The sequence below is a fragment of the Streptomyces canus genome, from assembly GCF_041435015.1.
Lineage (GTDB): Bacteria > Actinomycetota > Actinomycetes > Streptomycetales > Streptomycetaceae > Streptomyces > Streptomyces canus_G.
Genome location: NZ_CP107989.1, coordinates 3,575,000 through 3,601,540 on the forward strand (window position 1 = coordinate 3,575,000; position 26,541 = coordinate 3,601,540).

Sequence of the window (26,541 nt, forward strand, 5' to 3'; positions counted from 1 at the left end):
GTGCGCAGGTCACGCGGTCCGTTTGCGGGCGGTCGTCTTCTTGGCCGCCGTCTTCTTCGCGCTCGTCGCCTTCTTCGCCGACGCGGTCTTCTTCGTTCCCTGTGACGACTTCGCCGTCGTCTTCTTGGCGGCTGCCGTCTTCTTCGTGGCAGACGTGGACTTCTTGCCACCCGTCTGCTTCGGCGCCGCCCGCGCCGACTTGCGCTGCGGCAGCCGCGTGACCTCCCCCGACTCCTCGCCCCGGGACTCCTTCGCGTCCCGGACACTCTTCTCCAGCGCGGCCATGAGGTCGAGGACCTTGCCGCCCTTCGCCCGCTCGGGTGCCTCCGGAGGTGCCTCGCCGGCGGCCTTCGCGGCGACGACCTCCTCCAGCGCCTCGCGGTACTCGTCGTGGAGTTCGTCGAGGTCGATCTCGCCGAGGGTGTCCATCAGGGCGTCGGCGAGGTCGAGTTCCTTGTCGCTGACGGTGACCTTGGTGTCGGGGGCGAGTCCCTCGGGCGCGCGGACCTCGTCCGGCCACAGCAGCCCGTGCAGCGCGATGGCGTCCTCCACCACCCGCAGCATCCCGAGCCGTTCCCGCCCCCGCAGCGCGAACTTGGCGATGGCCACCTTGTTGCTGCGCTTGAGCGCCTCTCTCAGCAGGGTGTACGGCTTGGCGGCGGGGGCGCCTCCCGCCTGGAGGTAGTACGCGGCATCCATCTGGAGCGGGTCGATCCGGTCGCCCGGCACGAAGGCCACGATCTCGATCGTCTTCGTCGTCGGGAGCGGCAGATGGGCCAGGTCCTCGTCGGTGATCGGGATGATGGTGCCGTCGGCGTCCTCGTACCCCTTGCCGATCTCCGCCTGGCTGATCTCCCGGTCCTCCAGTTCGCAGACCTTGCGGTAGCGGACGCGGCCGCCGTCCTCGGTGTGGATCTGGCGGAAGGAGATCGAGTGGCTCTCGGTGGCGTTCACCAGCTTGATCGGAATGCTGACCAGGCCGAACGAGATGGCGCCGTTCCATATGGATCTCACCAGCAGCACCCTTTCTGGGGTATTACACCGTTTCATACGGTATGCGTGAGATTCTCATCGTATGACGCCGATCACCGAGGTGGAGGGCCGCCGGCTCGCGCTCAGCAATCTGGAGAAGGTGCTGTATCCGGCCACCGGCTTCACCAAGGGCGAGGTGCTGCACTACTACGCGACGTCGGCCGAGGTGCTGCTCCCCCATCTGCGTGACCGTCCGGTCTCCTTCCTGCGCTATCCGGACGGCCCCGAGGGTCAGGTGTTCTTCACCAAGAACGTTCCGCCGGGTACGCCCGACTGGGTCACCACCGCCGAGGTGCCCCGCTCGGAGGGGCCGGCCCGGATGGTGCTCGTGCAGGACCTCGCGAGCCTGATGTGGGCCGCCAACCTGGTCACCGAGTTCCACACCCACCAGTGGCCGATCGGCACCCCCGACGAGGCCGACCGCCTGGTCCTCGACCTCGATCCGGGGCCGCCCGCGACGATCGTCGAGTGCTGCGAGGTCGCCCTCTGGCTCAGGGAACGGCTGGCGGCGGACGGTATCGAGGCGTACCCGAAGACCGCCGGGTCGAAGGGGCTGCATCTGCTGGCGGCGGTCCGGGGGGCGTCGTCGGACCAGGTGTCGGAGTACGCCAAGCAGCTCGCCGTGGAGGCGGAGCGGGCGATGCCCCGGCTGGCCCTGCACCGGATGACCCGCAACCTGCGCCCCGGCAAGGTCTTCGTCGACTGGAGCCAGAACGCCGCCCGCAAGACCACCGCCACGCCCTACACCCTGCGGGCCCGGACCCGGCCCCTGGTGTCGGCACCGGTGACCTGGACGGAGGTCGAGGAGTGCGGCACACCGGCCCGGCTGTCCTTCGAGGCACCGGACATGGGCCCGCGCCTCCAGGACTACGGCGACCTGCTGGCCCCGCTCCTCGACAGCGAGCGGGCCACACCACTGCCATGACCACACCGTCGGACACCCACGAGCAGAGCGTGACCGACCACGCCCATGCCCCACGCCCCGGGACGAGGACACGCGCCCCGGCTCAGACCGCCGCCCAGTCCTCGACAGCAAGCAGGCCACACCACTGCCATGACCACACCGTCGGACGCCCACGAGCAGGACGTGTCCGACCACGCCCACACGGCGCAGGTCGATACAGCCCCGCGGCGAGGGTGAGGACAGGGGCCCCGGGTCAGACCTTCGTCCAGGTGTGGCGGTCCCGTGCCATCGCGTGCAGGGCCTCCACGTCCGCCGGCTTGAGCACCCCGCCGAGGCGTGCGAGGCCTTCGAGGTCCGTGTCCGCCAGGACGCGGAGCCCACGGAGCGGACGGGTCACCGTCACGGCCGTGGGGCCGACGAGGGCGAGGACCGGGTGGACCTCGGCCGTCAGGGCGTAGGAGGCGCGGTCGGCGTCGGCGCGGACGCGGCGCAGCAGCGGCTGTGGGTCGCGGCGGCCGAAGGCGACCAACGGGTCGGCGACCGTGACCCGCTGTCTGCGGGCGTACAGCGCGTGCACGGCGAACAGTCCCGCGGGACCGATCACCAGATGGTGCACGCGGTCGCCGCCGGGCAGCGGGACGGAGTGCAGGGTGTGCCAGCCCGCGCCGCCGAGGCCGTCCAGCGCCTCACCCACGGTCTGTTCCGCCTCCAGCGCGCGCCGACGCGGGTCGCGGCGGATCAGGTGCGGGGAGCCGGGATCCCGGTCCAGGGCGATGTGGAGGGCCTCGCCGGGCCGGTTGGGCGCGAGATCGTCGTCCGGGTGGAGGGCGAGCCGGGCCAGTTCGGCGGGCGTCGGCACCGGGGGCGGGCCCACGGCCACCGGGCCGGTCAGGAAGGGCCCGAGGACATCGAGCACATCCTCTCTGCGGTCCTCGCTCAGCAGATTGATCCGGGCCGCCTCACGGTCGTACCAGGCGATGTTCCTGCCGTCCGTGAGGCAGACGTACAGCCGCTCCTGACCATGGCGCCAGGTCGGTACGACGCGCAGTCCGCTCATGCACCATCACCCCATGGACCATGGGAACAGGCGGGGTGCTGCGCAGGCAAGAAGCCGGATACCTTTGGGGTGAGTTGCCGTGAGTTGCAGGGCTTGGCGCAGGGGCTTGGGGAGGCGCTGTTGCGGACCCGCAGGAAGCAACCCGATGTACCGGCTCCGGACAGAGCGTGGGACGAGATCGTGCCCGGGCTGTGGATGGGCGGGCACGAGTTCCAGGGCGTGTCCGGACAACGGGAGTTCGCCGTCGTACGGGACGAGTTCGAGGTCGTGCAGACGCTGCTGCGGCTGCCGGGCCACGGTCCCGATCCCGGCGTCGAGCACCACGTGTGGCCTATTCCGGACGGCCCGCTGGACGGGACCCAGCTCGCGGGCGTGATGCGTCTGGCGCAGGCCGCGAGCGAGGCACTGGACGAGGGCCGCAAGGTCCTCGTCCGCTGTTACCACGGTTACAACCGCTCGGGCCTGGTCGTGGCACACGCCCTGGTCCGCAGGGGGCATACGGCCGACGAGGCGATCCGCCTGATCCGGAGCCGGCGCTCGCCGTGGGCACTCCACAACGAACTGTTCGTCGAGTACCTCCGGGCCGGCCTCCCGACGGCCCGGCTGCTGGAGGAGCTGACCGAGTAGCACGGCCCGGAGGCTCCGGAACGCAAAAAGGACTTCCACACGAATAATCTGTACGGGGCCGACGTACGCCCACCGGTCCGACCCCAGGAGCACAGTGCCACCCGCCCGCCGCGCACCCCGTACGACCCGCGCCCTCGCCGCCGTCGCCCTGCTGCTCGCGGCCGCGTCGGGCTGCGGTGACGCGGGCGACCTGGTGGGCGCGGGCTCGACGCCGACCGCGATCAGCCCCGACCGGCTGTGGCCGCAGCTGACGCCCGCCTCCAGCCCGGCGTTCAAGATCGGCGAGGTGGACTCGCGGGTCGTGGCGGGCGTCTCCGTGCCCGGCGACGACATCCGCCAGGTGGACCCGGTCGCGCTCGTACGCGCAGAGATCAAGGAGGACGCCGGCAGCTACGCCAACGGGGGCTACGTCGAGACGGCCCGCCGGATGGCGGACTGCGGGAAGCAGGGGGCGGCCGGGAAGCGGTGTCCGGTCCTCCGGCCGTACTACCGCGACCTGACCGGTGACGGGCGCGAGGACCTGACGCTGGGCTTTCGGCAGCTGCCCGGCAATGTCACCGCCGTACGCGTCTACACCGTCGAGAAGCACCGGCTGGTGCGGGTCATGCACTGGGAGGACGCGGTCAGCGGGGTCGAGCTGGCCGGGCGGTCCGTGATCATCCGGTCGCCGTCCGAGGTGGCCGGATACGAGTACCGGCTCCAGTGGACCTGGGACCCGCAGCAGAAGTCGATGCTCCTCACCCACGACGAGATGCTGCGCACCGGCAGCCGTGCCCTCGGGGATGCGCAGAGCCCGGCGCCCGGCCCGTCCGCGAGCGCGCGATGAGACTCGCGCTGCCCCGTTGGTCCGGCACGCTGGCCGTGAAGGCCGGCGTCTTCATCACCGTGATGTGCTGCGCCCTCGCCGCGCTGCTCGGCGTCCTCGTGCATGTCTCGGTGACGAACCAGACCGTCGGCGAGGCCCGTGAGCTGGCGCTGAGCCGGCTGAAGGACGCGACCGAGGCGTACGAGGCCGGGGACACGCTGAAGTGGGACGCCGGTGTGGATCAGCCGGACCTGCCGGACTCGCTGCGGGCGCTGGCGGTCGCCGGGGACCGCGGCACGATGGTCGGCGTGCACCGCGGGCGCCCCGTGATGTGGGCGGCGGGTCCGGTCGACGGGGGCCGGTCGCTGGCCGTGGAGGTCGACTACGCGCAGAACGCGCGGACGATCGCGGCGCTCGACCGGGCGATCCTGTGGTCGTCGGCGCTGGCGATCACGGCGACGCTGCTGGTGGGCGCGTTCGCGGTCACCAGGGTGACGACGCGGCTGCACACGACCGCTCGGGTGGCCCGGCGGATCAGCGCGGGCGACCTCGACGCACGGGTCGACGATCCCCGTACGAAGGATCCGTCACGGCCGCAGGACGAGGTGGCCGCGGTGGCCGCAGCGCTGGACTCCATGGCGGTGTCCCTCCAGGGGAAGCTGCTGAGTGAGCAGCGCTTCACGGCGGATGTCGCCCATGAGCTGCGGACGCCTCTGACCGGGCTGCACGCGGCCGCCGAGTTGCTGCCGCCGGGGCGGCCCACGGAGCTGGTGCGGGATCGGGTGGGGGCGTTGCGGACCCTGACGGAGGATCTGCTGGAGATCTCCCGGCTGGACACCGGGCGGGAAACGGTGGAGCTGGATACCGAGCCCTTGGGGGCGTTGGCCGAGCGGGTGGTCCGTGCGTCCGGTACCGATACCGAGGTCGTCGTCGTGCGGGACCTCGCCGTGGAGACGGATCGGCGGCGGCTGGAGCGGGTGCTGGGCAATCTGGTGGCCAACGCGCACCGGCACGGCCGGGGACCGGTGTCCCTGACGGTGGACGGGCCGGTGGTGAGCGTTCGGGACCACGGGGACGGGTTCCCGCCGTATCTCATCGAGCACGGTCCGCAGCGGTTCCGTACCGAGGGCGGGTCGAAGGGGCACGGCCTGGGGCTGACCATCGCGGTGGGGCAGGCGGAGGTGCTCGGGGCGCGCCTGTCGTTTTCCAACGCGGTGAACGGCGGGGCGGTCGCGACGCTGTTCTTGCGGTAGACGGCCCTGGGCCGGTTCTCCTATGGCGCAGTGTGAAAGGCGATCCGTGTACGGGGCTCCTAACCTGGCGAATAGTCAGGTTTGCACCCCCATCACGGAGGTCCCCCATGTCCCTGCGCTCCCGTCTCTCCATAGCCGTGGCCGCCGGCGCCCTCGCCGTCACCGCCCTCGCCACGCCCGCCGTCGCCGGTGACGACCCGGACGACCCGCGCGACGACTGGGGGCAGACCCAGAACCAGAACCAGAACCACGGTCAGGACCAGAACCAGGACCACGGTCAGGACCAGAACCAGGACCACGGTCAGGACCAGAACCAGGACCACAACCCCCGCCTGTCCAGAGGCGTCGTGACGGCCAGTTCGCTGGCGCTGCGCAGTGCGCCGAACCGGGGCGGCCAGATCATCCGGTGGGCCGACCGGGGTGAGGTCGTCTCGATCTTCTGCAAGACCAACGGCCAGAGCGTCCAGGGCAACCGCCAGTGGTACCTCCTCACGGACGGCACCTGGGCCTGGGGCTCGGCCCGTTACATCCGGACCATCGGACCGGCGCCACGCTGGTGCTGACACCCCCCGCACACTAGGAGACATCACGTCCTCTTTGGGTAAATTCCGGACATGACCAAGGCCGGAACCACCGTGGCCCCCGCGGAGACCTCCGCTCCCTCGGTACGCCTGCCCCGGCGCCGTGGCATCGAACTGGCCCTCATCGTCCTCGCCGTCCTGCTGTCGGTGTACGGCTACTGCGCTGTCGGCCTCGCCAAGAACGGCTCCGTCCCGCCCGACGCCGCCGGTTACGGCGCCGGGCTCGGCGTGCTCGCGCTCATCGCCCACGGGGCGGTGCGCCTGAGGGCGCCGTACGCCGATCCGCTCCTGCTGCCGATCGGCGTACTGCTCAACGGCCTGGGCCTCGTCCTGATCTACCGGCTCGACCTGGAGACACCCGGCGACCGCGCGGCCCCCACCCAGCTCGTGTGGTCCACGGTCGGGATCACCCTGTTCATCGTGGTCGTGCTGATGCTGCGCGACCACCGCGTGCTCCAGCGGTACGCCTACGTCTGTGTCGCCGCCGCACTGGCCCTGCTGACCCTCCCGATCCTCTTCCCCTCCGTGAACGGCGCCCGCATCTGGATCCGGATCGCCGGGTTCTCCATCCAGCCGGGTGAGTTCGCCAAGGTGCTGCTGGCGGTGTTCTTCGCCGCGTATCTCGCGACCAACCGGAACGCCCTGGCGTTCGCGGGGCGGCGGCTGTGGGGGCTTCAGCTGCCCACCGGGCGGGTGCTGGGCCCGCTGCTCACCATCTGGCTGATCAGCGTCGGGGTCCTGGTCCTGGAACGGGACCTCGGCACCTCGCTGCTGTTCTTCGGACTGTTCGTCGTCCTGCTGTACGTCGCCACCGGACTCACCGGCTGGATCGCGCTGGGACTGCTGCTGGCCGCCGTCGGCGCCTTCGCCGTGGGCTGGCTGGAGCCGCATGTGCACATCAGGGTGGAGGACTGGCTGCACCCCTTCGCATCGATCGAGGCGGGCCAGGGGCCGAACCAGCTCGCGCAGTCCCTGTTCGCCTTCGCGGCGGGCGGGGTCCTCGGCACCGGGCTCGGGCTCGGGCACTCCATCCTGATCGGCTTCGCGGCGAAGTCGGACTTCATCCTGGCGACCGCCGGGGAGGAGCTGGGCCTGGCGGGCCTCGCCGCGATCTTCCTGCTGTACGCCCTGCTGGTGGAGCGCGGCTACCGGGCGGGCCTCGCCCTGCGCGACCCGTTCGGGCGGCTGCTGGCGATCGGACTCGCCTCGATCGTGGCGCTCCAGGTGTTCGTGATCGCGGGCGGGGTCGGCGGACTGATCCCGCTCACCGGCATGGCGATGCCGTTCCTCGCGCAGGGCGGCTCGTCGGTCGTCACCAACTGGGCGATCGTCGCCCTGCTGATCCGGGTGAGCGACTCGGCCCGCGACCAGTACGACGGAAAGGAGACCCCGTGACGACGCGAGGCCCGGGTATGGCCCGTTACATCCGGCACGCCGCCTGCTTCTGCACCCTGCTGCTCGTGGCACTCCTCGTCAACGCCGCCCGCGTCCAGGTCGTCCAGGCCCGCACCCACGGCGAGAACCCGGCCAACCGCCGCGAGACCATCGCCCGTTACGGCCGGGAGCGCGGCGACATCCTGGTCGGCGGGCGGCCGGTCACCGGATCCCGGGACACCGAGGAGCAGCTGCGCTACGAACGGACGTACACGGACGGGCCGTTGTACGCGCCGGTGACCGGCTTCGCCTCGCAGGAGTACGGCACGTCCTTCCTGGAGCACACCGAGGACTCGGTCCTCTCCGGCTCGGACCCGCTGCTGACGCCGTTCCCGCTGTGGAACGACTTCACGCGGAGTCGCAACCCGGGCGGGAACGTCGTCACCACGCTCAACAGGGCCGCGCAGAAGGCGGCCTTCCGCGGGCTCGGCGGGCGCAAGGGCGCGGTGGCGGCGGTGGAGCCGGCGACGGGCCGCGTGCTCGCGCTGGCGTCCTCCCCTTCGTACGACCCCGCGGCCCTGTCCGGGAACGACCCGCGGGTGGGCCGGGCCTGGGCCCGGCTCAACGGGGACGTGGACAAGCCGATGCTCAACCGGGCGGTACGGCAGACCTATCCGCCGGGTTCCACGTTCAAGGTGGTCACCGCGGCGGCCGCGCTGGACGCGGGTGTCATCAAGGACGTGGACGCGCCGACCGACTCGCCGGAGCCGTACACCCTGCCCGGCACCACCACCTCCCTCACCAACGAGTCCGAGGGCTGCGAGGACCTGTCCCTGCGGGAGGCCTTCCGGTGGTCGTGCAACACGGTGTTCGCGAAGCTCGGGGTGAAGGTGGGGGTGCGTCATATGACGGCCACCGCACGCGCCTTCGGCTTCAACGACAACGCGCTGCGGATCCCCTTCTCGGTGGCCCGCAGCACCTTCGACCCGACCGTCGACAAGGCCCAGCTGGCCCTGTCGTCGATCGGCCAGTACAACACCCGCGCGACCCCGCTCCAGATGGCGATGGTCTCGGCGGCGGTCGCCAACGGCGGGCAGATCCGCACGCCCTATCTGGTGGAGCGGACCACGACGGACGACGGGGACACGGTGGCGACGGCGGGCTCGCGCCCGGTGCGGCAGGCGATGTACCCGGCGACGGCCGCACGGCTGAAGGAGCTCATGGCCCAGGTGGTCACGGAGGGCACCGGCACCAACGCCGCCATCCCGGGCGCCGTCGTCGGCGGCAAGACCGGCACCGCCCAGCACGGCATCGGCAACTCCGGGACGCCGTACGCCTGGTTCGTGTCGTGGGCGCAGGGCGAGCGGGACATGGAGCCGAAGGTCGCGGTGGCCGTGGTGGTGGAGGACGCGTCGGCCGTCCGGGGGGACATCACCGGGGGCGGGGTGGCCGCGCCGATCGCGCGGGCGGTGATGGAAGCGGTGCTCGACTCCAGGTATTGAGACGGGGGTTGAGCCCCTCCGGGCCACCGACCTAACGTTCGGTCCATGACTGGAGCCACCGCGTACCAACTCGCCCAGGTGAACATCGGCCGTCTCAAAGCCCCGCTGGACTCCCCGCAGTTGAAGGCCTTCGTCGACAACCTCGATCCCGTGAACGCCGACGCCGACAACGCCGACGGTTTCGTCTGGCGACTGGAGGACGAGTCCGGCGACGCGACGGACATCGCCGTCTTCGGGGACGAGTGGCTCATCATCAACATGTCGGTGTGGCGGGACACCGACGCGCTGACGGCGTACATGTACCAGGGCAGGCACCGCGAGATGCTCGCCCGCCGCAGGGAGTTCTTCGAGCGGGTCCAGGAGGCGATGGTGGCCCTGTGGTGGATCCCGGCCGGCCATCGCCCCACGGTCGCCGAGGCGGAGTCCCGCCTGCTGCACCTGCGCACGAACGGGCCCACGCCGTACGCGTTCACCCTGCGGACGCCGTTCCCGGCCCAGGGGGCGGAGCCGGTCACTGCTCTGGAGATCCCGGACGATCTGGGCTGCTCGGTCTAGATCGGTTTCCGCATCTCCGAGCGGATCTGGAGGGTGGTCGCGGCCAGCTTGTCGAGGTCCACGTCCGACGGGTCGTCAGTGGTCGCGGTGGTCGTCGCCTCGACCACCGATCCCAACGTGTTGGCATCCACCCAGCCACAGATCGGGAGCGTCACCTTCACTCCGCTTTCGGTCCGAGTGCTGACCTCACAGGTGATCGTGATCCCGCCGGAGCCGGCCGGGTGGAAGTCCTTCGGAGCCACGACCACTTCCGTGCTTGCTCCCTCCCCACCGCCCTTCATCATGTCGTTCCGGGTCCAGTCGGGGTCTTTGAACCGGCCGTAGACACCCGTCACCACAAGCGTGCCCTTCGCCTCGTCACCGCCGGGGCTGTAGTGCCCTGCCGCGACACCCCCGAGCTTGGCATCCCAGCTGCCGGCAGCCTCGTCCTCGAGCTCCTTGCCTTCGGAGTCGGAGATGTCCCGCATGAGTTCGTAGCGGTTGTCCACCAGTGTCCTGGGGAGGGAGAGCCGGTACTTGGCCTCCGGGAAGCCGCGGCCGGCCAGCTTCGAGCCGTTCATCGCGTAACCCACTGCGCTCACGGCGAGGAATCCACCAAGAATGCCGAACACGAGCCCGAGCCGCCGCTTGGGTGGAGGCGGCGGGGCCACCGGGGGCACGCCCCAGCCGTAACCCGCGGGCTGCTGGGGGTAGGGGGTTCCGTACGACGGCTGCGGCTGCGGCTGTCCGTACGGACCAGGGGCGTAGGGACCCTGTGGGGGCTGCTGACCGTAAGCGTTCTGGGGCGCGTAGGGATTCTGCGCCCCGTAGGGAGTCTGGGGCGGCGTAGGCGTGGACACGTCAGCACATTACGGCACGGAGGTGATCCGTCACTCCTCGGTGGCGCCCGCCCGAATGGCCTCCGTCACCTCGGCGACGCGCTCCCGCTCCTCGGCCGCGAACCGCTCGGCGTCGAGCTTCTCCGCGATCTCCTCGTCCTGGGCCATGAGGAGGTCGAGGTTGGAGTTGCCCATCTCGAACACCCCCATGTCGACGTAGGCCTGCTGGAGGCGTTTGCCCCACAGGCCGATGTCCTTGACGCAGGGGACGATCCGGGAGAAGAGCAACTGACGGAAGAGGGCGAGGAATTCGGACCGTTCGGCGTATTCCTCGGCCTCCGCCTTCGGGATGCCGAAGTTCTCCAGGACCTCGACACCGCGCAGGCGGTCACGCATCAGGTAGCAGCCCTCGATGACGAACTCCTCGCGTTCGCGGAGCTCGGCGTCGGAGAGCTGCTGGTAGTAGTCGCGCAGCGCCATCCGGCCGAAGGCCACGTGACGGGCCTCGTCCTGCATGACGTACGCGAGGATCTGCTTCGGGAGGGGCTTGTCCGTGGTGTCGCGGATCATGCCGAAGGCGGCCAGGGCGAGGCCCTCGATGAGGACCTGCATGCCGAGGTAGGGCATGTCCCAGCGCGAGTCCCCGAGAGTGTCGCCCAGCAGGGACTGGAGGTTGTCGTTGATCGGGTACAGCATCCCGATCTTCTCGTGCAGGAAACGGCCGTAGATCTCCGCGTGCCGCGCCTCGTCCATCACCTGGGTCGCCGAGTAGAGCTTGGCGTCGAGGTCGGGGACGGACTCCACGATCCGCGCGGCGCACACCATCGCGCCCTGCTCGCCGTGCAGGAACTGGCTGAACTGCCAGGAGGCGAGGTGCTTGCGGAGCTCTCCCTTGTCCCGGTCGGTGAACTTCGCCCAGTACTTGGTGCCGTAGACGGAGATGGACTCGTCGGGGGTGCCGAGCGGGTCGTACGGATCGACCTCGAGGCTCCAGTCGATGCGCTTCTGCCCGTCCCACTGCTTGTCCTTGCCCTTCTGATAGAGGGCCAGCAGGCGCTCGCGTCCGTCGTCGTACTCCCAGGCGAAGCGGGCCGCGCCCGTCGCCGGCACCTGCCAGTGGGGGTCCCCTGGGTCCGTGGTGTACAGGTCGAAAGTCGGCATGTTCCGCAGGCTGCCCCTTTGTAGACGACGGGTCAACAAGTCGTGCGCAAGGGATTGACGAGCTTGCTGACAAGCAGTCTCATAAGAGCCATGACGAGTCTGACAGAAGTCGACGCGCTCGAAGGGCTGCGTGACGCGCTCGGTCTGCTCAAGGACCGGGAGCAGGTCGCCGAGCGGCTGCTCGACTCCTCAAAAAAGCACTCCTTCGACCCCGACGAGGAACTGGACTGGGACGCGCCCTTCGAGGAGGGCAAGTGGTTCTGGCCGCCGGAGCTGGTCTCGCTGTACGACACCCCGATGTGGCGGCGGATGAGCGAGGAACAGCGGATCCTGCTCTCGCAGCACGAGGCCGCGGCGCTGGCCTCGCTGGGGATCTGGTTCGAGATCATCCTCATGCAGCTGCTGTGCCGTCACATCTACGACAAGGCGGCGACGAGTGCGCACGTGCGGTACGCGCTCACCGAGATCGAGGACGAGTGCCGGCACTCCAAGATGTTCGCGCGGCTGATCTCGCGGGGCGGGACGCCCTGGTATCCGGTGAGCCGGAGCCATCAGCAGTTGGGCCGGCTGTTCAAGACGATCTCCACGACGCCGGGATCCTTCACGGCGACGCTGCTGGGTGAGGAGATCCTCGACTGGATGCAGCGGCTGACGTTCCCGGACGAGCGGGTGCAACCGCTGATCAGGGGCGTGACGCGGATCCATGTGGTGGAGGAGGCGCGGCATGTGCGGTACGCCCGGGAGGAGCTGCGGCGCCAGATGGTCTCCGCCCCGCGGTGGTCGCAGGAGTTCACCCGGGTGACGTCCGGGGAGTTCGCGCGGGTGTTCTCCGTGGCGTTCGTGAATCCGGAGGTATACACGAATGTGGGTCTCGACCAGCGGGAGGCGTTGGCGCAGGTGAAGGCCAGCGGTCATCGGCGAGAGGTCATGCAGACCGGCGCGAAGAGGCTGACGGATTTTCTGGACGACATCGGGGTGCTGCGGGGTGTGGGGCGACGACTGTGGAGGTCATCGGGACTACTGGCCTGATACAGGCTGAGGGCCGGTGGGGGCTGGTCGCGCAGTTCCCCGCGCCCCTGGAGGTGGGTACTGCCAGGCACGTCCGACTGCACCCACCCAGGGGCGCGGGGAACTGCGCGACCAGCCACGACGTACCCGCGGACGGCCGACTACCCTTCGAGGCATGACCCCATCCGCTCCCGCTTACCGTCGGCTGAGTGTCGAGGAGCGTCGGAGTCAGCTTCTCGAAGCCGCCCTCACTCTCTTCGCGCACCGCGTCCCCGAGGACGTCTCACTCGACGACGTGGCGGAAGCGGCCGGAGTCTCCCGTCCCCTCGTCTACCGGTACTTCCCGGGCGGCAAGCAGCAGCTCTACGAGGCCGCCCTCCGCTCCGCCGCCGATGAGCTGGAGCAGTGCTTCGACGAGCCCCGGGAGGGGCCCCCGCTCATCCGCCTCTCCCACGCCCTCGACCGCTACCTCGCCTTCGTCGACGAGCACGACGCCGGTTTCAGCGCGCTCCTCCAGGGCGGCAGCGTGGTCGAGACGTCCCGGACCACCGCCATCGTCGACGGCGTACGACGGGCCGCCGCCGAGCACATCCTCAGCCACCTCGGCGTCACCGAACCCGGCCTGCTGCTGCGCATGACCGTACGGATGTGGATCACCGCGGTGGAGGCGGCCTCGCTGATCTGGCTCGACGAGGGCAAGCAGCCTCCTGTCGAGGAGCTGCGCGACTGGCTGGTCGAGCAGTTCGTCGCCGTGCTCTCCGTGACCGCGAACCGCGATCCCCAGACCGCCGCGCTGGTCACGGCCCTCGCGGCGGATGGCTGACACTGGTGCGGTGAAGAGCGAAGACACCCCCTTCGAGGGCGGCCCCATGGACGGCCGGGTGCTGCCCGTGCTGCTGGGCCCCACGGGCCGGCCGCCGAAGACGTACCGCATCCCCGTCCCCGACACGGCCGGCGGCCCGCCCACCGTGCTGGTCTACCGCCTGGTGCCCAGGGGTCACTCCAGGATGGGCTTCCAGAAGGGGTGGAAGTACGAGTATGCGGACGAGGGTGAAAAAGGGGTGGGCAGGTTGAAGTGGCCTTGGTCCAAGCCCGACAGGCCGGAGGACAGGCCGAACGACGGACCGGCTGACACCGAAGGGTGACGCCGTTGCGCCGAACCGCCCACCCGGCGCGCGAGGACGCCGACGCCGCCTGATGCTCACCGTGCGGAACAGAGGGGCTGCTCCGCACGGGAGGTGATGACGTGTCAGGAAGGCTTCTGCGTCTGGTGTGTACGGCGGCGGTGGCGGTCGGCACCGCCCTCGCGCCGCTGCCGGCGGCGGCTGTCCCGGAGCCGGAGCCGCGCGAGCGTTCCGTCGCCGATCTGGTGACGGATCTTCAGCGGCTGTACCGGGAGGCCGAGGAGGCCACCGAGACCTACAACGCCACAGAGGAGAAGCTGAAGGAGAAGCGCGCTGAGGTCACCCGCCTCGACACGCAGCTCTCCAGGGCCCGCCTCTCCCTGCACGACGGCCGGGGCGCCGCGGGACGACTGGCCCGGCAGCAGTACCAGAACAGCACCGACATCTCGCGGTACGTCCGCCTCCTGCTCGCCCGCGATCCCCAGCACGCTCTCGAGCAGGGCCATGTCATCGGCCGGATGGCGCGTGAACGGGCCGTGACGGTGGGCCGCCTGACCGGCTCCGAGCACCGTGCCGACGAACTCGCCCGCAGGGCGCGCAGGGCGCTCGACGACCAGCTCACGCTCGCCGCCCGGCAGAAGCAGGAGCGGGACGGCGTGCAGAAGAAGCTCGCCGACGTGGAGGCACTCCTCGCCTCCCTCACCGCCGAACAGCTCGCCAGGCTGGCCGAGTTCGAGGAGAAGGGGGTCGAGAAGGCGCAGGAGAAGCTGACGACCTCCGGCGCCCTCGGCGAGGAGGACCGCAAGCCCACCCGGAAGGGCGAGACGGCCCTGCGGTACGCCCGACGGCAGCTGGGGAAGCCGTACGAGTGGGGCGCGGAGGGCCCGAGGACGTACGACTGCTCGGGCCTGACGTCGGAGGCCTGGGCGCACGCCGGCACCCCGATCCCGAGGACCAGCCAGGAGCAGTGGGCGCGGCTCCCGAGGATCCCGTTGAAGAACCTACGCCCCGGTGACCTGGTGATCTACTTCCCCAAGGCGACCCACGTGGCGATGTACATCGGGAGGGGAAAGGTCATCGAGGCCCCGAGAACCGGCGAGCGGATCAAGATCTCCCCGATCGCGGCCCACCCGCTCCTCGGAGCCGTACGTCCGGACAGACGCGCCCATCCGCAGACGGCCCGCACCCGCAAGGGCGCCGATCAGCCGCCCGCCACCGAAGCCAGGTAGGCCCCCGTCTTCTCCGGCTCGTAGAAGAAGTTCTCGAAGTCGGCCGGGTCGTCGAAGCCGTTGGCGAACCGGTCCGCCACGGGCTGCAACTGGCCGGCCGCCCCGATCAGATTCAGGATGTGCTCCGGCGGAGGCGCGAGCATCGCGTTCGTCCACTTGGTGACGTGCTGGGCGGTGACCCAGTACCGCTCGAACGTAGCCCGCATCCACTCCTCGTCGAACTCCTTCTCCCCCTGGTCGAGAATCGACGCGAGGTAGGAGGCCGCGCACTTGGACGCGGAGTTGGAGCCCTGCCCGGTGATCGGGTCGTTGGCGACGACGACGTCGGCCACGCCCAGAACCAGTCCCCCACCGGGCAGGCGGCCTATCGGATTGCGCACGGTGGGCGCGTAGCGGCCGGCCAGCGTGGCACCGGCGTCCGTGAGTTCGACGTTCGTGGCGCGCGCGTACTCCCAGGGCAGGAACCTCTCCATGAGTTCCAGGGTCAGGGAGAGATGTTCCGCCGGGTCCTTCACGCCGTTGAAGACGTCGAGCGGGCCGCCGGGTATGCCCTCCCAGAAGAGGATGTCGGCGCGCCCGGAGGTCGTGAGCGTCGGCATGACGAAGAGTTCCCCGACGCCGGGGACGAGGTTGCAGCGGACGGCCTCGGTCTCCGGGTGCTCGGGGCGGGGGCCCAGACCGTGGACGTAGGAGACGGCGAGCGCGCGCTGCGGCTCGGTGTACGGGGAGCGCTCCGGGTCCCTCGTGAACATGGAGACCAGCTCGCCCTTGCCGGCCGAGACCAGCACGAGGTCGTACGTACGGGAGAAGTAGTCGAGGTCGCCGACCGCCGCGCCGTGGATGACGAGCTGGCCGCCGCGCTGCGCGAAGGTCTCCATCCAGCCGGCCATCTTGACCCGCTGGTCGACCGACTGCGCGTACCCGTCGAGCCTGCCCAGCCAGTCGATCGCGCGCTGCGAGGGCCCCGGGTCGAACGAACCGGGAGCCGCCACCGAGACGCCGAGCCCTTCGATCTTCGGGGCCTGGGACTCCCAGAAGTTCAGCTGGAGATCGCGCTCGTGCTGGAGTGCCGTGTGGAACATGCACTGCGTCGACATGACCCGGCCGGAGCGGATCTCGTCCGCCGTCCGGTTGGACATCAGGGTGACCTCGTAGCCGTGCGACTGGAGGCCGAGGGCGAGCTGGAGTCCGGACTGGCCGGCTCCGACGACGAGTATCTTCCGCATGCGGGGCTGTTCTCCTACTCGGGGGTGACGTCCAGTGCGTGGCCGACCAGGGACAGGAGCGTCTCGATCACGGAGATCTTCCGCCGCGCGTCCATGATCATGACAGGTATGTGGGCGGGGACCGTCAACGCCTCTCGGACATCCTCCGGTTCGAAGCGATCACTGCCGTCGAAGTGGTTGACCGCGACGACGTACGGCAGTCCGCAGCTCTCGAAGTAGTCGAGGGCGGGGAAGGAGTCCTTGAGGCGACGGGTGTCCGCCAGGACGACGGCGCCTATCGCGCCCCGCACCAGGTCGTCCCACATGAACCAGAAGCGCTCCTGGCCCGGCGTGCCGAAGAGGTACAGGACCAGGTCGTCGTCGAGCGTGATGCGGCCGTAGTCCATGGCCACGGTGGTGGTGACCTTCTCCGGGGTGCCGGTGAGGTCGTCGACCTGCTCGCTGGCCTCGGTCATCAGCGCCTCCGTCTGGAGGGGCTCGATCTCCGAGACGGTGCCGACGAGGGTGGTCTTGCCGACGCCGAAGCCGCCGGCCACGACTATCTTCGTGGCGATGGGGGCCCGGGTGCGGTCCGTCTGCCAGGACCTGAGGTTGTCGTCGGTCTCGACATCGACGAACGGGGTGACGCCGTACCCGGAGGAGGCGGCGGCGTCAGAGACGACGGAGTCCACTGAGCACCCTTTCCAGCAGAGCGCGGTCGGGACGGCCCGTACCGTGACCGGTCCCGGTGCCGTACACACGGATCTTTCCCTGGTCCGCGAGGTCGCTGAGGAGCACGCGGACCACGCCGAGCGGCATCTTCAGCAGCGCGGCGATCTCGGCCACCGTGCGCATCCGGCGGCACAGTTCGACGATGGCCCGCAGCTCCGGCATGACCGACCTCAGCGAGCCGTTGGTGAGCTCCTTGCGCTCCTCGGCTGCTTCGAGGGCCGCTGTGCTGGCCACGAACGTCTCCACGAGGAGGACGTGGCCGAAGCGGGTACGGCCGCCGGTGAGCGAGTACGGCCGTACCCGGGCGGCCTTGCGGTCACCGCCGCGGACCGGGAGCTCGGGCCTGTTCGTCATCGGGCGCCCCCTGTCGCGTCGTTCTCCAGCGACTGGCGCAGCTCGCTGCGGAGTTCGGGGGTCAGGACGTGTCCCGCGCGGCCGACGAACAGCGCCATGTGGTAGGCCACCACGCTCATGTCGCAGTCGGCGGAGCCGTGCACACCGAGCAGCGAACCGTCGCTGATCGACATCACGAACAGGCTGCCGTCGTCCATCGCGATCATGGTGTGCTTGGTCGCGCCGAAGTCCATGAGCTTCGCGGCGCCGAGGGTGAGGCTGCCGATGCCGGAGACGACGGTCGCGAGGTCGGCGGACGAGCCGCGCGGGCCGGAGGGTTTCTCCTCGCGGGCCTCGCGGGCCTCCGCGTTCCGCTCGGCGTCGGAGGAGAGCAGGAGCAGTCCGTCGGAGGAGACCACGGCGACGGACTGGACGCCGGGGACCTCCTCGACGAGGTTGGTCAGCAGGAAGTGGAGATTGCGTGCTTCACGACTCAGTCCGAAGGTACTGGGCGCGGTCAACTGCTTGCCTCCTCGGCTGTGCCCCCCGTGGCTTCTTCGGATGCGGTGCTGTGCGGTGCCGGCAGTCTGCTCTCGCCGGTCTGTTCCTGGATCTCCGCTTCCACGTCGCGGTAGCCGGCCTCTGCCCCCCGGCGGAAGCCGCCCAGCCTGCGGCGGAGGGCGTCGGCGTCCACGGAGCTGTTCCGTTGGCGGGGCGCCGGGATGCTGGGTGCGGTGATCTTGGGGGTGCGCTTGGGGAGGCCCTTGTCGGTGAGGGGTTCCTCGTCGGCGCGGGTGTGTTCCGTCGCGGCTTCGGTCTCGGCGGCCGTGGGTTCGGGTGCCGACGGCTCCTCCGGTAGGGGGTCCGGCTCCCCCTGTGCCGGTACGGGGGCCAGGAGTTCCATCGTCGTCTCGGCCGGGGACTCCGCCTCCGCGTGGCGTACGGCCTTCTCGGCCAGGTCCACCAGGGGGTCGCCCTGTGAGCGGCCGCTCAGGACGTTGGAGTTGACCTCCGCGTCGGCGCCGGGGAGGGAGAAAGAGGGGGGCGCGCCGGTGACCGGGCCGGTGCCGGAGGCCGGTACGGCGGAGGTGGGCGCGGCGGTGAGCAGGGTCTTGGGGAGGACCACCACCGCGGCCACCCCGCCCTGCTTCTGCTCGCGCAGCTGCACCCGGACGCCGTGCCGGTGGGCGAGTCGGGCCACGACGTACAGGCCCAGGCCGAGTCCCTCGTCGCCCTCGTCGTACGACTCGTACGCGGCCTCGGGATCGAACTCGGCGAGGCGCGAGTTGAGGGTGGTCATCCGCTCGGCGGTCATGCCGATGCCCTCGTCCTGCACGGAGAGCATGACCTCGCCGCTCTCCAGGAGCCAGCCGGAGACCTCGACGGGCAGGTCGGGCGGGGAGAACGAGCTGGCGTTCTCCATCAGTTCGGCCAGGAGATGGGACAGGTCGTCCGCGGCGAAGCCCGCCACGTGGGCGTGCGGCGGGAGGGCGGCGATGCGGACGCGCTCGTAGCGCTCGATCTCGCTGACCGCGGCGCGGACGACGTCGACGAGCGGGACGGGCCCGGCGCTCTGCTGCACGTGTTCCGTACCGGCCAGGACGAGGAGGTTCTCGCTGTGGCGGCGCATGACCGTGGCGAAGTGGTCGAGCTTGAAGAGGGTCGCCAGGCGGTCCGGGTCCTGCTCGCGCTCCTCCAGGCTCTCGATGACGGCGAGCTGCCGCTCCACGAGGCCGAGGGTGCGCAGCGCGAGGTTGACGAAGGTGGCGCCGATGGTGGTGCGCAGCCGCTCCAACTGGGCTGCGGAGTCGGCGAGTTCGCTCTTGAGCTGCTCGCGCGCGTCCGCCATCTTCTGGCGCTGTCCGACCAGGTGCTTGCGGTCGGACTCCAGGGTGTTGATCCGCTCGGCGAGCGCGACGGTGTGCGCGTGCAGGGCGTTGACGGAGCGGACGACCTGGGCGAACTCGTCGTTGCGGCCGGTGAAGGAGACCGCTTCCTCGGCGGTGGGGTCCTCGGCCCCGGCGAGCCGGGCGGAACCGCGGCGCAGCACGGAGAGGGGGCGGGTGAGGGTGCGGGCCATCGCGGTGGCGATACCGACGGACAGCAGCATCAGGGCGCCGAGGATCGCGACGCGCAGCTCCAGCGCGGTGACGTCGTCGTCGCGCAGGTGGGCGAGCTCCTTGACCCGGCGGTCGAAGAGCGCGGACTCGGCGCCGCGCATGAGGTCGACGCGGGCGGAGAGGGCCGCGCCGAGCTTGGTGGTGCTGGTGCCGAGTTCGCCACCGGAGAGGGTGGGCTGGTCGGTCAGGGCGGCGAGGTATTTGTCGGCGGAGTTGACCTCGGGACCGGTGACCGTGGAGTCGTAGCTCGCCTTGGCGGTGTCGGGCGCGGAGTCCTGGAAGTCGGCGAGGGCCGCGTCGGAGCGCAGCCGGGCCTGCTGGGCGGCGGCACTGAGCGCGTCGCGCTGTGCGGCGTCGGCCTTCGAGGAGACCTTCTTGCTGCTCGTCAGGCCGGTGATCGGGTCGTAGACGCTCTGGGTCGTCGTCGGCACGCTGAGCGCCGCGAGCAGCAGTCCACGGGTGGCGGCGGCCTGCTGTACGGCGGAGTCCAGCTCGGCGAGGGCGTAGGCGCCGGAGCCCGCGCGGGACGGCATCCTCTCGGCCAGTTCCTCGGCGAGCCGGTGCAGTTCGGTGATGGCGGCGGAGTAGGCGCTGTGCGCTTCGAGGGCGGTGCTCTTGCCGGTGAGCGCGGAGCGTCGTACGGCGGCGATGTCGTCGAGGTCGCCGCGCAGGCTCGTGGACAGGTCGGTGTCGGCGCGCAGTTCCTCGACCTGGCGGTCCACGCGGGCGCTCGACTGCTCGCCCGGCGCCTTCGCCCTGGGTCGTCCGGCCGCGATGTAGGAGGTGACCTCGTCGCGTTCGTCGGCCAGCGAGTGGGCGAGGTCGAGGGCGTCCTGGGTCTGCTCGGCGAACGTCACCAGGTCCTGGGAGTCGTGGAGTTCCCCGGAGGCGGTGACGAGGGAGGGGGCGCCGGCTCCGGCGACGGCGGCGGCCACGACGGCGACGGCGAGGATCAGCCGGGTGCGGACGTGGGTGGGGCGGCCCTTGCCGACGGGGGTCTCGGGGGCGCCGGGCGTGGCGGGTGTGCGCTCCGCGCCGTTGCCGGAGGCCGTCTGCTTGCCTGTGCGACGAGGCCGCGTCTTCTGCACCGCTGCTCGCATTCCTGAACTCGTGATACCCATGGGCCCGGGGTGACGCTCCGTCAACTGCTGTGCACACCGGGGTACGGTTCCCGACCCTCCCAGCGCCGGTGGGCGGTGGCCGCGCATCGCCTGAGCCGCCACCCGAAGGAGTGAACCCCGGAGGGGAGTTGGCGGGCAAGTTCCTGCGGCACGCGCACGGACCTTGCACGGCAGGCCGGTTGGACGCCGACGAAGACCGATGGCAGTATTCGCCGCTACGCCTGCCCGGAGTGAACCATTCCACCCCAAACCTGGCGTCTGACCTGCGCGAGTGCGTCAATTCCGCGACTGTTGGCACTCTTTGGCGAAGCATGTGAAGGGCTCGTGCAGACTGGCTGAATGCGTACGGAACTTGTCTCGGAACCCGGTGATGTCAGCCGTCCCAACGAGGACTTCGCGAGCGTCGCTCTCCCCGCTTCCGGGCGGGGCGGTGTGCTGATCGCCCTCGACGGGGTCACCCCGCCCGACGGCCCGACCGGCTGTCTGCATTCCGTCCCCTGGTTCACGGCCCGCCTCGGCGGGGCGCTGACCGAACTGGCCGTTTCGCTCAGGGATGTTCCACCGACCGAGGTGCTGTCCCGGGCCATCGCGCGCACAGCTGAGACACATGGTGAAGGTTGTGACCTTTCTCACCCGCGGACGCCGCAGGCGACGGTGGTGATGGCGCGGTGGTCCCCGGAGACGGTCGAGTACCTGGTCCTGTCGGACTCGGCGCTGCTCGTGGAGGCAGCCGACGGCACGGTCACGGCCGTACTGGACGACCGCCTCTCCCGTCTCCCCCGCACCTCCCTGGCCACGGACGCCTTGATCGACGCCAACCTCCGCAACAAGGAGGGCGGCTTCTTCACGGCGGCGGCCGATCCGTCGGTGGCGGGGCGCGCGGTGACGGGGGTGCTGCCACGATCGGCGGTACGGACCCTGGTGGCCCTGACCGACGGGGCGACCCGGTGGGTGGAGAAGTTCCACGAGGGCGGCTGGGGGGACTGCCTCGGCCTCGTCCGCAAGGAGGGTGCGCAGGCACTGGTGGACCGTGTCCGGGAGCTGGAGCGGGCGGACGCGGAGACCCGGACGTATCTGCGCCGCAGCAAGACCCACGACGACGCGACGGTGGTGTACGCGGAGCTTTGAGGGGCGGTGCCCCACCGAGCGGCGCGGGAATCCCGGCCGCGTCGTCCGCCGAGGAGGTCCGCCGCCGTCACGTCCACGAGCCGCCCTCCCGGGGCGTCGCCGGGCCGGCCGGGGACGCCCGCCGCCGCGAGCTGCCGCACCGGGCCCTGCACCGGGTCGTACCCTTCGTCCGGATCACGGAGGCCGCTCACGGCACCGCCCTCCCGGATAGCCACGTTCACCGCCAACCGGGCGATCGTCCAGACGGCCGGTTCCCCGTCGGCGCCGCCGAGCACACCGCGCGACCGCCCGCCATGGACCGCGCCCTCGACCACCCACGGCTCGGCAGTGGCCCCACCCGGGCCCGCCCCGCGACGACACGACCAGCCCCCGGCGGTGGCCCACCAACCGGGCACCGCGCGCGCCCGTCCGCCGTCGAACGTCCGCTCGACCACCCACGGCTCGCGAGCGGCCCGATCGGGGCCCGCCCCGCGACGACACGACCGGCGGCGGCCTACCAACCGGGCGATCGTCCAGACGGCCGGTTCCCCGTCGGCGCCGCCGAGCACACCGCGCGACCGCCCGCCATGGACCGCGCCCTCGACCACCCACGGCTCGGCAGTGGCCCCACCCGGGCCCGCCCCGCGACGACACGACCAGCCCCCGGCGGTGGCCTACTTCTCCATGCCGCGGTTCAGCTGGTGCAGCAGCCTTGCCAGTTCGGTGACCTCTTCCGGGTCCCAGTGCGCCAGTCGGCCCGCGTACCGGGCCCGGCGCGCGTCGCGGACCCTCTGCACCCGGGAGCGGCCCTCCTGTGTGAGGTCGACGAGCCAGGCCCGGCCGTCCGCCGGGTCCGGTGCGCGGGCGACGAGGCCCAGGTCTTCCAGGGCACGCAGCTGACGGGACATCGTGGCCTTGCCGACGCCGATGTAGGCGGCCAGTTCGGTGGCGCGCTGGCGGCCGCATTCATCCAGACGGACGAGCAGGCCGTAGGCCGCCGACTCCAGGTCGGGGTGGACCTCGCGTGCCATCTCACCCTGGTTGGCCCGGGCGCGGCGCAGCAGGACGGTCAACTCGCGTTCCAGTGCGAGGAATCCGGGCTGGTCCACACCGTGCGGCGCCACGTCGGCCCCGCCCCGGCCCCCGCCGCCGTTTCCGTCTTCGTGCACGTCAGCCCCTGCCTTGAATATCCCGGTCGTAAAGGTTTCCGCCAAATTGCGCCATCACCGCGGCTCCGTAAGTATTTCGCAGGGCTGGACCAATGGCAGCCGCCGGTCCCGCTTCCCACCCTCGTCGTCGTACGCAGCGCCTTCGCCGAGCAGCGGCTGGCATGCTCACGCCAGCCCGGCCACGGCCGTCCCGTGTTCCCCCAACCGAGCATCACCGAGCCCTCGGAGGCACGCCATGCCCGTGCACAGACCCGGACCGATACGTCCCCGACGCCTCTTCCTCGTCGCACTCCTGCTCACCGCGTTCTCCCTGCTCCACCCGGCCGCCGCCCCGGCCGCCGAAACCCCCGACACCCCCGACGCGACCGCCACCCCGGCCCGCGGCTCCGCCCACATGGGAATGGGCGTCGTAGCGCATGACGGCCAGGGCGAGCTGCCCGCCGGCACCCGCGCCACCCAGGCCGAGGGTGTCGACGTCGCCAGCTACCAGGGCAACGTCTCCTGGTCGACCCTGTGGAACAGCGGGGTGCGCTGGGCGTACACCAAGGCGAGCGAGGGGACGTACTACGCGAATCCCTCCTTCAGCCAGCAGTACACCGGCTCCTACGACGTCGGCATGATCCGCGGCGCCTATCACTTCGCCACCCCGGACACCAGCAGCGGTGCGACGCAGGCCGACTACTTCGTCGACAGCGGCGGCGGCTGGTACCGGGACAACAGGACCCTGCCCGGCACCCTCGACATCGAGTGGAACCCGTACGGCGACTCCTGCTTCGGCAAGTCGCCGAGCGCGATGGTCAGCTGGATCCGCGACTTCCTGAACCAGTACAAGGCGCGCACCGGCCGCAACGCCGTCATCTACACCGCCACCAACTGGTGGACCCAGTGCACCGGAAACTACGGCGGTTTCTCCGCCAACCCGCTGTGGATCGCCCGGTACGCCTCGACGGCGGGCACCCTCCCGGCCGGCTGGAGCTCGTACACCATGTGGCAGTACACCTCCTCCGGCCCGACGGTCGGCGACCACGACCGCTTCAACGGCGCCCTGGACCGCGTACAGGCGCTCGCCGGCGGCTGACCCACCCGGCGTACGGCGAAGGCCCGGGCCTCCCTCACGAGAACCCGGGCCTTCACCTCGTCCGGCAGCCGCGGACCGAGCCCGCTGACGGACTACGGCCTCACGCCGCCACCGGAACCTCCGGCGTGGCCCCGTTGGTCGCCGGGGACAGCGCCAGCTCCAGGACCTGGCGGACGTCGGTGACGGCGTGGACGTCGAGCTTGTCCAGCACCTCCGCCGGGACATCGTCCAGGTCGGCCTCGTTGCGCTTCGGGATGATGACGGTCGTCACCCCGGCGCGGTGCGCGGCGAGCAGCTTCTGCTTGACGCCGCCGATCGGGAGGACCCGGCCGGTCAGCGAGACCTCGCCCGTCATCGCCACGTCCGTGCGGACCAGACGGCCGGAGAGCAGCGAGGCCAGCGCCGTCGTCATGGTGACGCCCGCGCTCGGGCCGTCCTTCGGGACCGCGCCCGCCGGGAAGTGGATGTGCACGCCCCGGTCCTTCAGGTCGCCCACCGGCAGTTCGAGCTCCGCGCCGCGCGACCGCAGGAAGCTCAGCGCGATCTGCGCGCTCTCCTTCATCACGTCACCCAGCTGGCCGGTCAGCGTCAGACCCGCCGCGCCCGTCTCGGGGTCGGCCAGCGACGCCTCGACGAACAGCACGTCTCCGCCCGCTCCGGTGACCGCGAGTCCGGTCGCCACCCCGGGGACCGCCGTGCGGCGCTCCGCCGGGTCCTGGGCCGACTCGGGCACGTGGTGCGGCCGGCCGATCAGACCGCGCAGCTCCTCGTCCGTGACGGTGAACGGCAGCTCCCGCTCGCCCAGTTCGTGCTGGGCCGCCACCTTGCGCAGCAGCCTCGCGACGGACCGCTCGAGGGTGCGGACGCCCGCCTCACGGGTGTACTCGCCGGCGAGCTTGCGCAGCGCGCTCTCGTCGATGACGACCTCGTCCTTGGCGAGCCCCGCCCGCTCCAGCTGGCGCGGGAGCAGGTGGTCCCTGGCGATGACGATCTTCTCGTCCTCGGTGTACCCGTCGAGCCGGACCAGCTCCATCCGGTCGAGCAGCGCCTCCGGGATCGCCTCCAGCACGTTGGCCGTGGCGAGGAAGACGACATCCGACAGATCGAGCTCGACCTCCAGGTAGTGGTCGCGGAAGGTGTGGTTCTGCGCCGGGTCCAGGACCTCCAGGAGGGCCGCCGCGGGGTCGCCGCGGAAGTCGGAGCCCACCTTGTCGATCTCGTCGAGCAGGACCACCGGGTTCATCGACCCGGCCTCCTTGATCGCCCGCACGATCCGGCCGGGCAGCGCGCCGACGTACGTCCGCCGGTGGCCGCGGATCTCCGCCTCGTCCCGTACGCCACCGAGGGCGACGCGGACGAACTTGCGGCCCATGGCGTGGGCCACGGACTCCCCGAGGCTGGTCTTGCCGACGCCGGGCGGCCCGACGAGGGCCAGGACCGCACCGCCGCGCCGGCCGCCGACGACACCCAGTCCCCGGTCGCTGCGGCGCTTGCGCACCGCCAGGTACTCGGTGATCCGCTCCTTCACGTCCTGGAGGCCCGCGTGCTCGGCGTCGAGGATCGCCTGGGCGCCCTGGATGTCGTAGGCGTCCTCGGTCCGTTCGTTCCACGGCAGTTCGAGGACCGTGTCCAGCCAGGTCCGGATCCAGGAGCCCTCCGGGGACTGGTCGCTGGACCGCTCCAGCTTGTCGACCTCCTTGAGGGCGGCTTCCCGCACCTTCTCGGGCAGGTCGGCGGCCTCCACGCGGGCGCGGTAGTCGTCGGACTCCTCGCCCTCCTGCTCGCCGTTGAGCTCGCGCAGTTCCTTGCGTACGGCTTCCAGCTGACGGCGGAGCAGGAACTCCCGCTGCTGCTTGTCGACGCCCTCCTGGACGTCCTTGGCGATGGTCTCGGCCACGTCCTGCTCGGCGAGGTGGTCGCGGAGCTGCTGGGTGGCGAGCTTGAGGCGGGCGACCGGGTCGGAGGTCTCCAGCAGTTCGACCTTCTGCTCGGTGGTCAGGAAGGGCGAGTAACCGGAGTTGTCGGCAAGGGTGGAGACGTCGTCGATGGCCTGCACCCGGTCGACGACCTGCCAGGCGCCGCGCTTGCGCAGCCAGGCGGTGGCGAGGGCCTTGTACTCCTTGACGAGTTCGGTGACGTGACCGGGCAGCGGTTCGGGGACGGTCTGGTCGACCGTGGTCCCCTCGACCCACAGGGCGGCGCCCGGGCCGGTGGTCCCCGCACCGATCTTCACCCTGCTGCGGCCGCGGATGAGCGCGCCCGGGTCGCCGTCGGCCAGCCGGCCGACCTGCTCGATGGTGCCGAGCACACCGGTGCCGGCGTACTCGCCGTCGATGCGTGGCACCAGAAGAACCTTCGGCTTTCCGGGTTCCGAGCGGGCGGCGGCCTGGGCGGCCTCCACCGCGGCGCGGACGTCGGTGTCGTTCAGGTCCAGCGGAACCACCATTCCGGGCAGCACGACCTCGTCGTCGAGCGGCAGCACGGGCAGGGTGAGCGGTGTGGACGTCGAAGCCATGATCTCCCCTTAGGCAGTCAAGTTGAGCTATGCCGACTCAATGCACAGGGCGCTTCGAATGTTCCCCACCCGCTTGCCTGTTCGCTGTCGGCGATCACTGCTGCCGGAATCGGCGGGTCGGGGCCTATGGT

General features: G+C 70.9%; 25 protein-coding genes. 14 read left to right on the plus strand and 11 right to left on the minus strand.

What is annotated here, in order from left to right:
- Window positions 1–9 precede the first annotated feature (9 nt).
- Complete coding sequence (gene ku, locus OG841_RS15825) at window positions 10–1,014, minus strand: non-homologous end joining protein Ku (RefSeq protein WP_442759698.1); 1,005 nt, start codon at window positions 1,012–1,014, stop codon at window positions 10–12.
- Window positions 1,015–1,075: 61 nt separating this feature from the next.
- Here ku and ligD point away from each other — a divergent pair, with 61 nt between their 5' ends.
- Window positions 1,076–1,957, plus strand: coding sequence for a non-homologous end-joining DNA ligase (gene ligD / locus OG841_RS15830; protein WP_328640894.1), 882 nt, complete (start codon window positions 1,076–1,078; stop codon window positions 1,955–1,957).
- 232 nt (window positions 1,958–2,189) lie between these two features.
- On the opposite strand, the gene OG841_RS15835 is transcribed toward ligD, so the two are convergent.
- Entirely contained in the window at window positions 2,190–2,993 is an 804-nt protein-coding gene (locus OG841_RS15835) for a nuclease-related domain-containing protein (RefSeq protein ID WP_328640893.1), read from the minus strand.
- A gap of 120 nt (window positions 2,994–3,113) precedes the next feature.
- Here OG841_RS15835 and OG841_RS15840 point away from each other — a divergent pair, with 120 nt between their 5' ends.
- The 7 genes from OG841_RS15840 (at window position 3,114) to OG841_RS15870 (ending at window position 9,690) form a co-directional block, all read left to right on the plus strand.
- A complete protein-coding gene (locus tag OG841_RS15840) occupies window positions 3,114–3,620 on the plus strand; it encodes a protein-tyrosine phosphatase family protein (RefSeq protein ID WP_328640892.1) in 507 nt (168 codons plus the stop codon).
- A gap of 94 nt (window positions 3,621–3,714) precedes the next feature.
- Window positions 3,715–4,446: a hypothetical protein gene (locus OG841_RS15845; RefSeq protein WP_328640891.1), complete on the plus strand. Its 732-nt coding sequence runs from the start codon at window positions 3,715–3,717 to the stop codon at window positions 4,444–4,446.
- Entirely contained in the window at window positions 4,443–5,678 is a 1,236-nt protein-coding gene (locus tag OG841_RS15850; RefSeq protein ID WP_328640890.1) for a HAMP domain-containing sensor histidine kinase, read from the plus strand. The genes OG841_RS15845 and OG841_RS15850 overlap by 4 nt, the downstream gene beginning before the upstream one ends.
- Before the next feature lie 107 nt (window positions 5,679–5,785).
- Window positions 5,786–6,241 (plus strand): SH3 domain-containing protein, encoded by a 456-nt coding sequence (locus tag OG841_RS15855; RefSeq protein ID WP_371565797.1) that lies wholly within the window; start codon window positions 5,786–5,788, stop codon window positions 6,239–6,241.
- Window positions 6,242–6,292: 51 nt separating this feature from the next.
- On the plus strand, window positions 6,293–7,654 hold the full coding sequence (locus tag OG841_RS15860) for an FtsW/RodA/SpoVE family cell cycle protein (RefSeq protein ID WP_328640888.1): 1,362 nt from the start codon (window positions 6,293–6,295) through the stop codon (window positions 7,652–7,654).
- 17 nt (window positions 7,655–7,671) lie between these two features.
- A complete protein-coding gene (locus tag OG841_RS15865; RefSeq protein WP_328643656.1) occupies window positions 7,672–9,135 on the plus strand; it encodes a penicillin-binding transpeptidase domain-containing protein in 1,464 nt (487 codons plus the stop codon).
- Window positions 9,136–9,180: 45 nt separating this feature from the next.
- Entirely contained in the window at window positions 9,181–9,690 is a 510-nt protein-coding gene (locus tag OG841_RS15870) for a DUF3291 domain-containing protein (RefSeq protein WP_371565799.1), read from the plus strand.
- Here the strand turns inward: OG841_RS15870 and OG841_RS15875 are convergent.
- Both OG841_RS15875 and OG841_RS15880 read right to left on the minus strand, forming a co-directional pair.
- Window positions 9,687–10,529: a hypothetical protein gene (locus OG841_RS15875; protein ID WP_371565801.1), complete on the minus strand. Its 843-nt coding sequence runs from the start codon at window positions 10,527–10,529 to the stop codon at window positions 9,687–9,689. The genes OG841_RS15870 and OG841_RS15875 overlap by 4 nt on opposite strands.
- Before the next feature lie 30 nt (window positions 10,530–10,559).
- Window positions 10,560–11,669 carry a ferritin-like domain-containing protein gene (locus OG841_RS15880; protein WP_371565803.1) on the minus strand — a complete coding sequence of 370 codons (1,110 nt, stop codon included), beginning with the start codon at window positions 11,667–11,669 and terminating at the stop codon, window positions 10,560–10,562.
- Window positions 11,670–11,759: 90 nt separating this feature from the next.
- Between OG841_RS15880 and OG841_RS15885 the strand changes: the two genes are divergently transcribed.
- The 4 genes from OG841_RS15885 to OG841_RS15900 all read left to right on the plus strand — a co-directional run bounded on the left by OG841_RS15885 (window position 11,760) and on the right by OG841_RS15900 (window position 15,030).
- The gene (locus OG841_RS15885) at window positions 11,760–12,698 is read left to right on the plus strand and encodes an AurF N-oxygenase family protein (protein ID WP_371565805.1); all 939 of its coding nucleotides are present in this window, start codon (window positions 11,760–11,762) and stop codon (window positions 12,696–12,698) included.
- A gap of 154 nt (window positions 12,699–12,852) precedes the next feature.
- Window positions 12,853–13,500 (plus strand): TetR/AcrR family transcriptional regulator, encoded by a 648-nt coding sequence (locus tag OG841_RS15890; protein WP_365119414.1) that lies wholly within the window; start codon window positions 12,853–12,855, stop codon window positions 13,498–13,500.
- A complete protein-coding gene (locus tag OG841_RS15895; protein WP_371565807.1) occupies window positions 13,493–13,822 on the plus strand; it encodes a hypothetical protein in 330 nt (109 codons plus the stop codon). Before OG841_RS15890 ends, OG841_RS15895 begins: the two co-directional genes overlap by 8 nt.
- Window positions 13,823–13,923: 101 nt before the next feature.
- A complete protein-coding gene (locus tag OG841_RS15900) occupies window positions 13,924–15,030 on the plus strand; it encodes a C40 family peptidase (protein ID WP_371565809.1) in 1,107 nt (368 codons plus the stop codon).
- Here OG841_RS15900 and OG841_RS15905 read toward each other — a convergent pair.
- The 5 genes from OG841_RS15905 to OG841_RS15925 are packed head-to-tail and all read right to left on the minus strand — an operon-like array spanning window position 15,003 to window position 20,508.
- Window positions 15,003–16,256 carry a styrene monooxygenase/indole monooxygenase family protein gene (locus OG841_RS15905; protein WP_328640880.1) on the minus strand — a complete coding sequence of 418 codons (1,254 nt, stop codon included), beginning with the start codon at window positions 16,254–16,256 and terminating at the stop codon, window positions 15,003–15,005. The genes OG841_RS15900 and OG841_RS15905 overlap by 28 nt on opposite strands.
- Before the next feature lie 14 nt (window positions 16,257–16,270).
- Window positions 16,271–16,927, minus strand: a complete 657-nt coding sequence (locus OG841_RS15910) for a GTP-binding protein (RefSeq protein ID WP_328640879.1) — start codon at window positions 16,925–16,927, stop codon at window positions 16,271–16,273.
- Entirely contained in the window at window positions 16,908–17,321 is a 414-nt protein-coding gene (locus tag OG841_RS15915) for a DUF742 domain-containing protein (protein ID WP_280862589.1), read from the minus strand. The genes OG841_RS15910 and OG841_RS15915 overlap by 20 nt, the downstream gene beginning before the upstream one ends.
- The gene (locus tag OG841_RS15920) at window positions 17,318–17,821 is read right to left on the minus strand and encodes a roadblock/LC7 domain-containing protein (protein WP_328640878.1); all 504 of its coding nucleotides are present in this window, start codon (window positions 17,819–17,821) and stop codon (window positions 17,318–17,320) included. The genes OG841_RS15915 and OG841_RS15920 overlap by 4 nt, the downstream gene beginning before the upstream one ends.
- Window positions 17,818–20,508, minus strand: coding sequence for a sensor histidine kinase (locus OG841_RS15925; protein WP_365119411.1), 2,691 nt, complete (start codon window positions 20,506–20,508; stop codon window positions 17,818–17,820). Before OG841_RS15925 ends, OG841_RS15920 begins: the two co-directional genes overlap by 4 nt.
- 372 nt (window positions 20,509–20,880) lie before the next feature.
- On the opposite strand from OG841_RS15925, the gene OG841_RS15930 reads away from it, so the two are divergent.
- Window positions 20,881–21,669 carry a hypothetical protein gene (locus OG841_RS15930; protein WP_328640876.1) on the plus strand — a complete coding sequence of 263 codons (789 nt, stop codon included), beginning with the start codon at window positions 20,881–20,883 and terminating at the stop codon, window positions 21,667–21,669.
- 653 nt (window positions 21,670–22,322) lie between these two features.
- Here OG841_RS15930 and OG841_RS15935 read toward each other — a convergent pair.
- Window positions 22,323–22,817, minus strand: coding sequence for a MarR family winged helix-turn-helix transcriptional regulator (locus OG841_RS15935; protein ID WP_328640875.1), 495 nt, complete (start codon window positions 22,815–22,817; stop codon window positions 22,323–22,325).
- 235 nt (window positions 22,818–23,052) lie between these two features.
- Between OG841_RS15935 and OG841_RS15940 the strand changes: the two genes are divergently transcribed.
- On the plus strand, window positions 23,053–23,895 hold the full coding sequence (locus OG841_RS15940; protein ID WP_371565814.1) for a lysozyme: 843 nt from the start codon (window positions 23,053–23,055) through the stop codon (window positions 23,893–23,895).
- 100 nt (window positions 23,896–23,995) lie between these two features.
- Here OG841_RS15940 and lon read toward each other — a convergent pair whose 3' ends face one another.
- The gene (lon, locus tag OG841_RS15945) at window positions 23,996–26,410 is read right to left on the minus strand and encodes an endopeptidase La (protein ID WP_365119408.1); all 2,415 of its coding nucleotides are present in this window, start codon (window positions 26,408–26,410) and stop codon (window positions 23,996–23,998) included.
- Between the last annotated feature and the right edge of the window lie 131 nt (window positions 26,411–26,541).

Bases quoted from the DNA above. Each gene is read 5' to 3' on its own strand.
- ligD (WP_328640894.1), top strand. From the start codon at position 1,076: ATGACGCCGATCACCGAGGTGGAGGGCCGCCGGCTCGCGCTCAGCAAT.
- OG841_RS15835 (WP_328640893.1), bottom strand. From the start codon at position 2,993: ATGAGCGGACTGCGCGTCGTACCGACCTGGCGCCATGGTCAGGAGCGG.
- OG841_RS15850 (WP_328640890.1), top strand. From the start codon at position 4,443: ATGAGACTCGCGCTGCCCCGTTGGTCCGGCACGCTGGCCGTGAAGGCC.
- OG841_RS15855 (WP_371565797.1), top strand. From the start codon at position 5,786: ATGTCCCTGCGCTCCCGTCTCTCCATAGCCGTGGCCGCCGGCGCCCTC.
- OG841_RS15860 (WP_328640888.1), top strand. From the start codon at position 6,293: ATGACCAAGGCCGGAACCACCGTGGCCCCCGCGGAGACCTCCGCTCCC.
- OG841_RS15865 (WP_328643656.1), top strand. From the start codon at position 7,672: ATGGCCCGTTACATCCGGCACGCCGCCTGCTTCTGCACCCTGCTGCTC.
- OG841_RS15870 (WP_371565799.1), top strand. From the start codon at position 9,181: ATGACTGGAGCCACCGCGTACCAACTCGCCCAGGTGAACATCGGCCGT.
- OG841_RS15880 (WP_371565803.1), bottom strand. From the start codon at position 11,669: ATGCCGACTTTCGACCTGTACACCACGGACCCAGGGGACCCCCACTGG.
- OG841_RS15885 (WP_371565805.1), top strand. From the start codon at position 11,760: ATGACGAGTCTGACAGAAGTCGACGCGCTCGAAGGGCTGCGTGACGCG.
- OG841_RS15890 (WP_365119414.1), top strand. From the start codon at position 12,853: ATGACCCCATCCGCTCCCGCTTACCGTCGGCTGAGTGTCGAGGAGCGT.
- OG841_RS15895 (WP_371565807.1), top strand. From the start codon at position 13,493: ATGGCTGACACTGGTGCGGTGAAGAGCGAAGACACCCCCTTCGAGGGC.
- OG841_RS15905 (WP_328640880.1), bottom strand. From the start codon at position 16,256: ATGCGGAAGATACTCGTCGTCGGAGCCGGCCAGTCCGGACTCCAGCTC.
- OG841_RS15915 (WP_280862589.1), bottom strand. From the start codon at position 17,321: ATGACGAACAGGCCCGAGCTCCCGGTCCGCGGCGGTGACCGCAAGGCC.
- OG841_RS15930 (WP_328640876.1), top strand. From the start codon at position 20,881: ATGCGTACGGAACTTGTCTCGGAACCCGGTGATGTCAGCCGTCCCAAC.
- OG841_RS15940 (WP_371565814.1), top strand. From the start codon at position 23,053: ATGCCCGTGCACAGACCCGGACCGATACGTCCCCGACGCCTCTTCCTC.
- lon (WP_365119408.1), bottom strand. From the start codon at position 26,410: ATGGCTTCGACGTCCACACCGCTCACCCTGCCCGTGCTGCCGCTCGAC.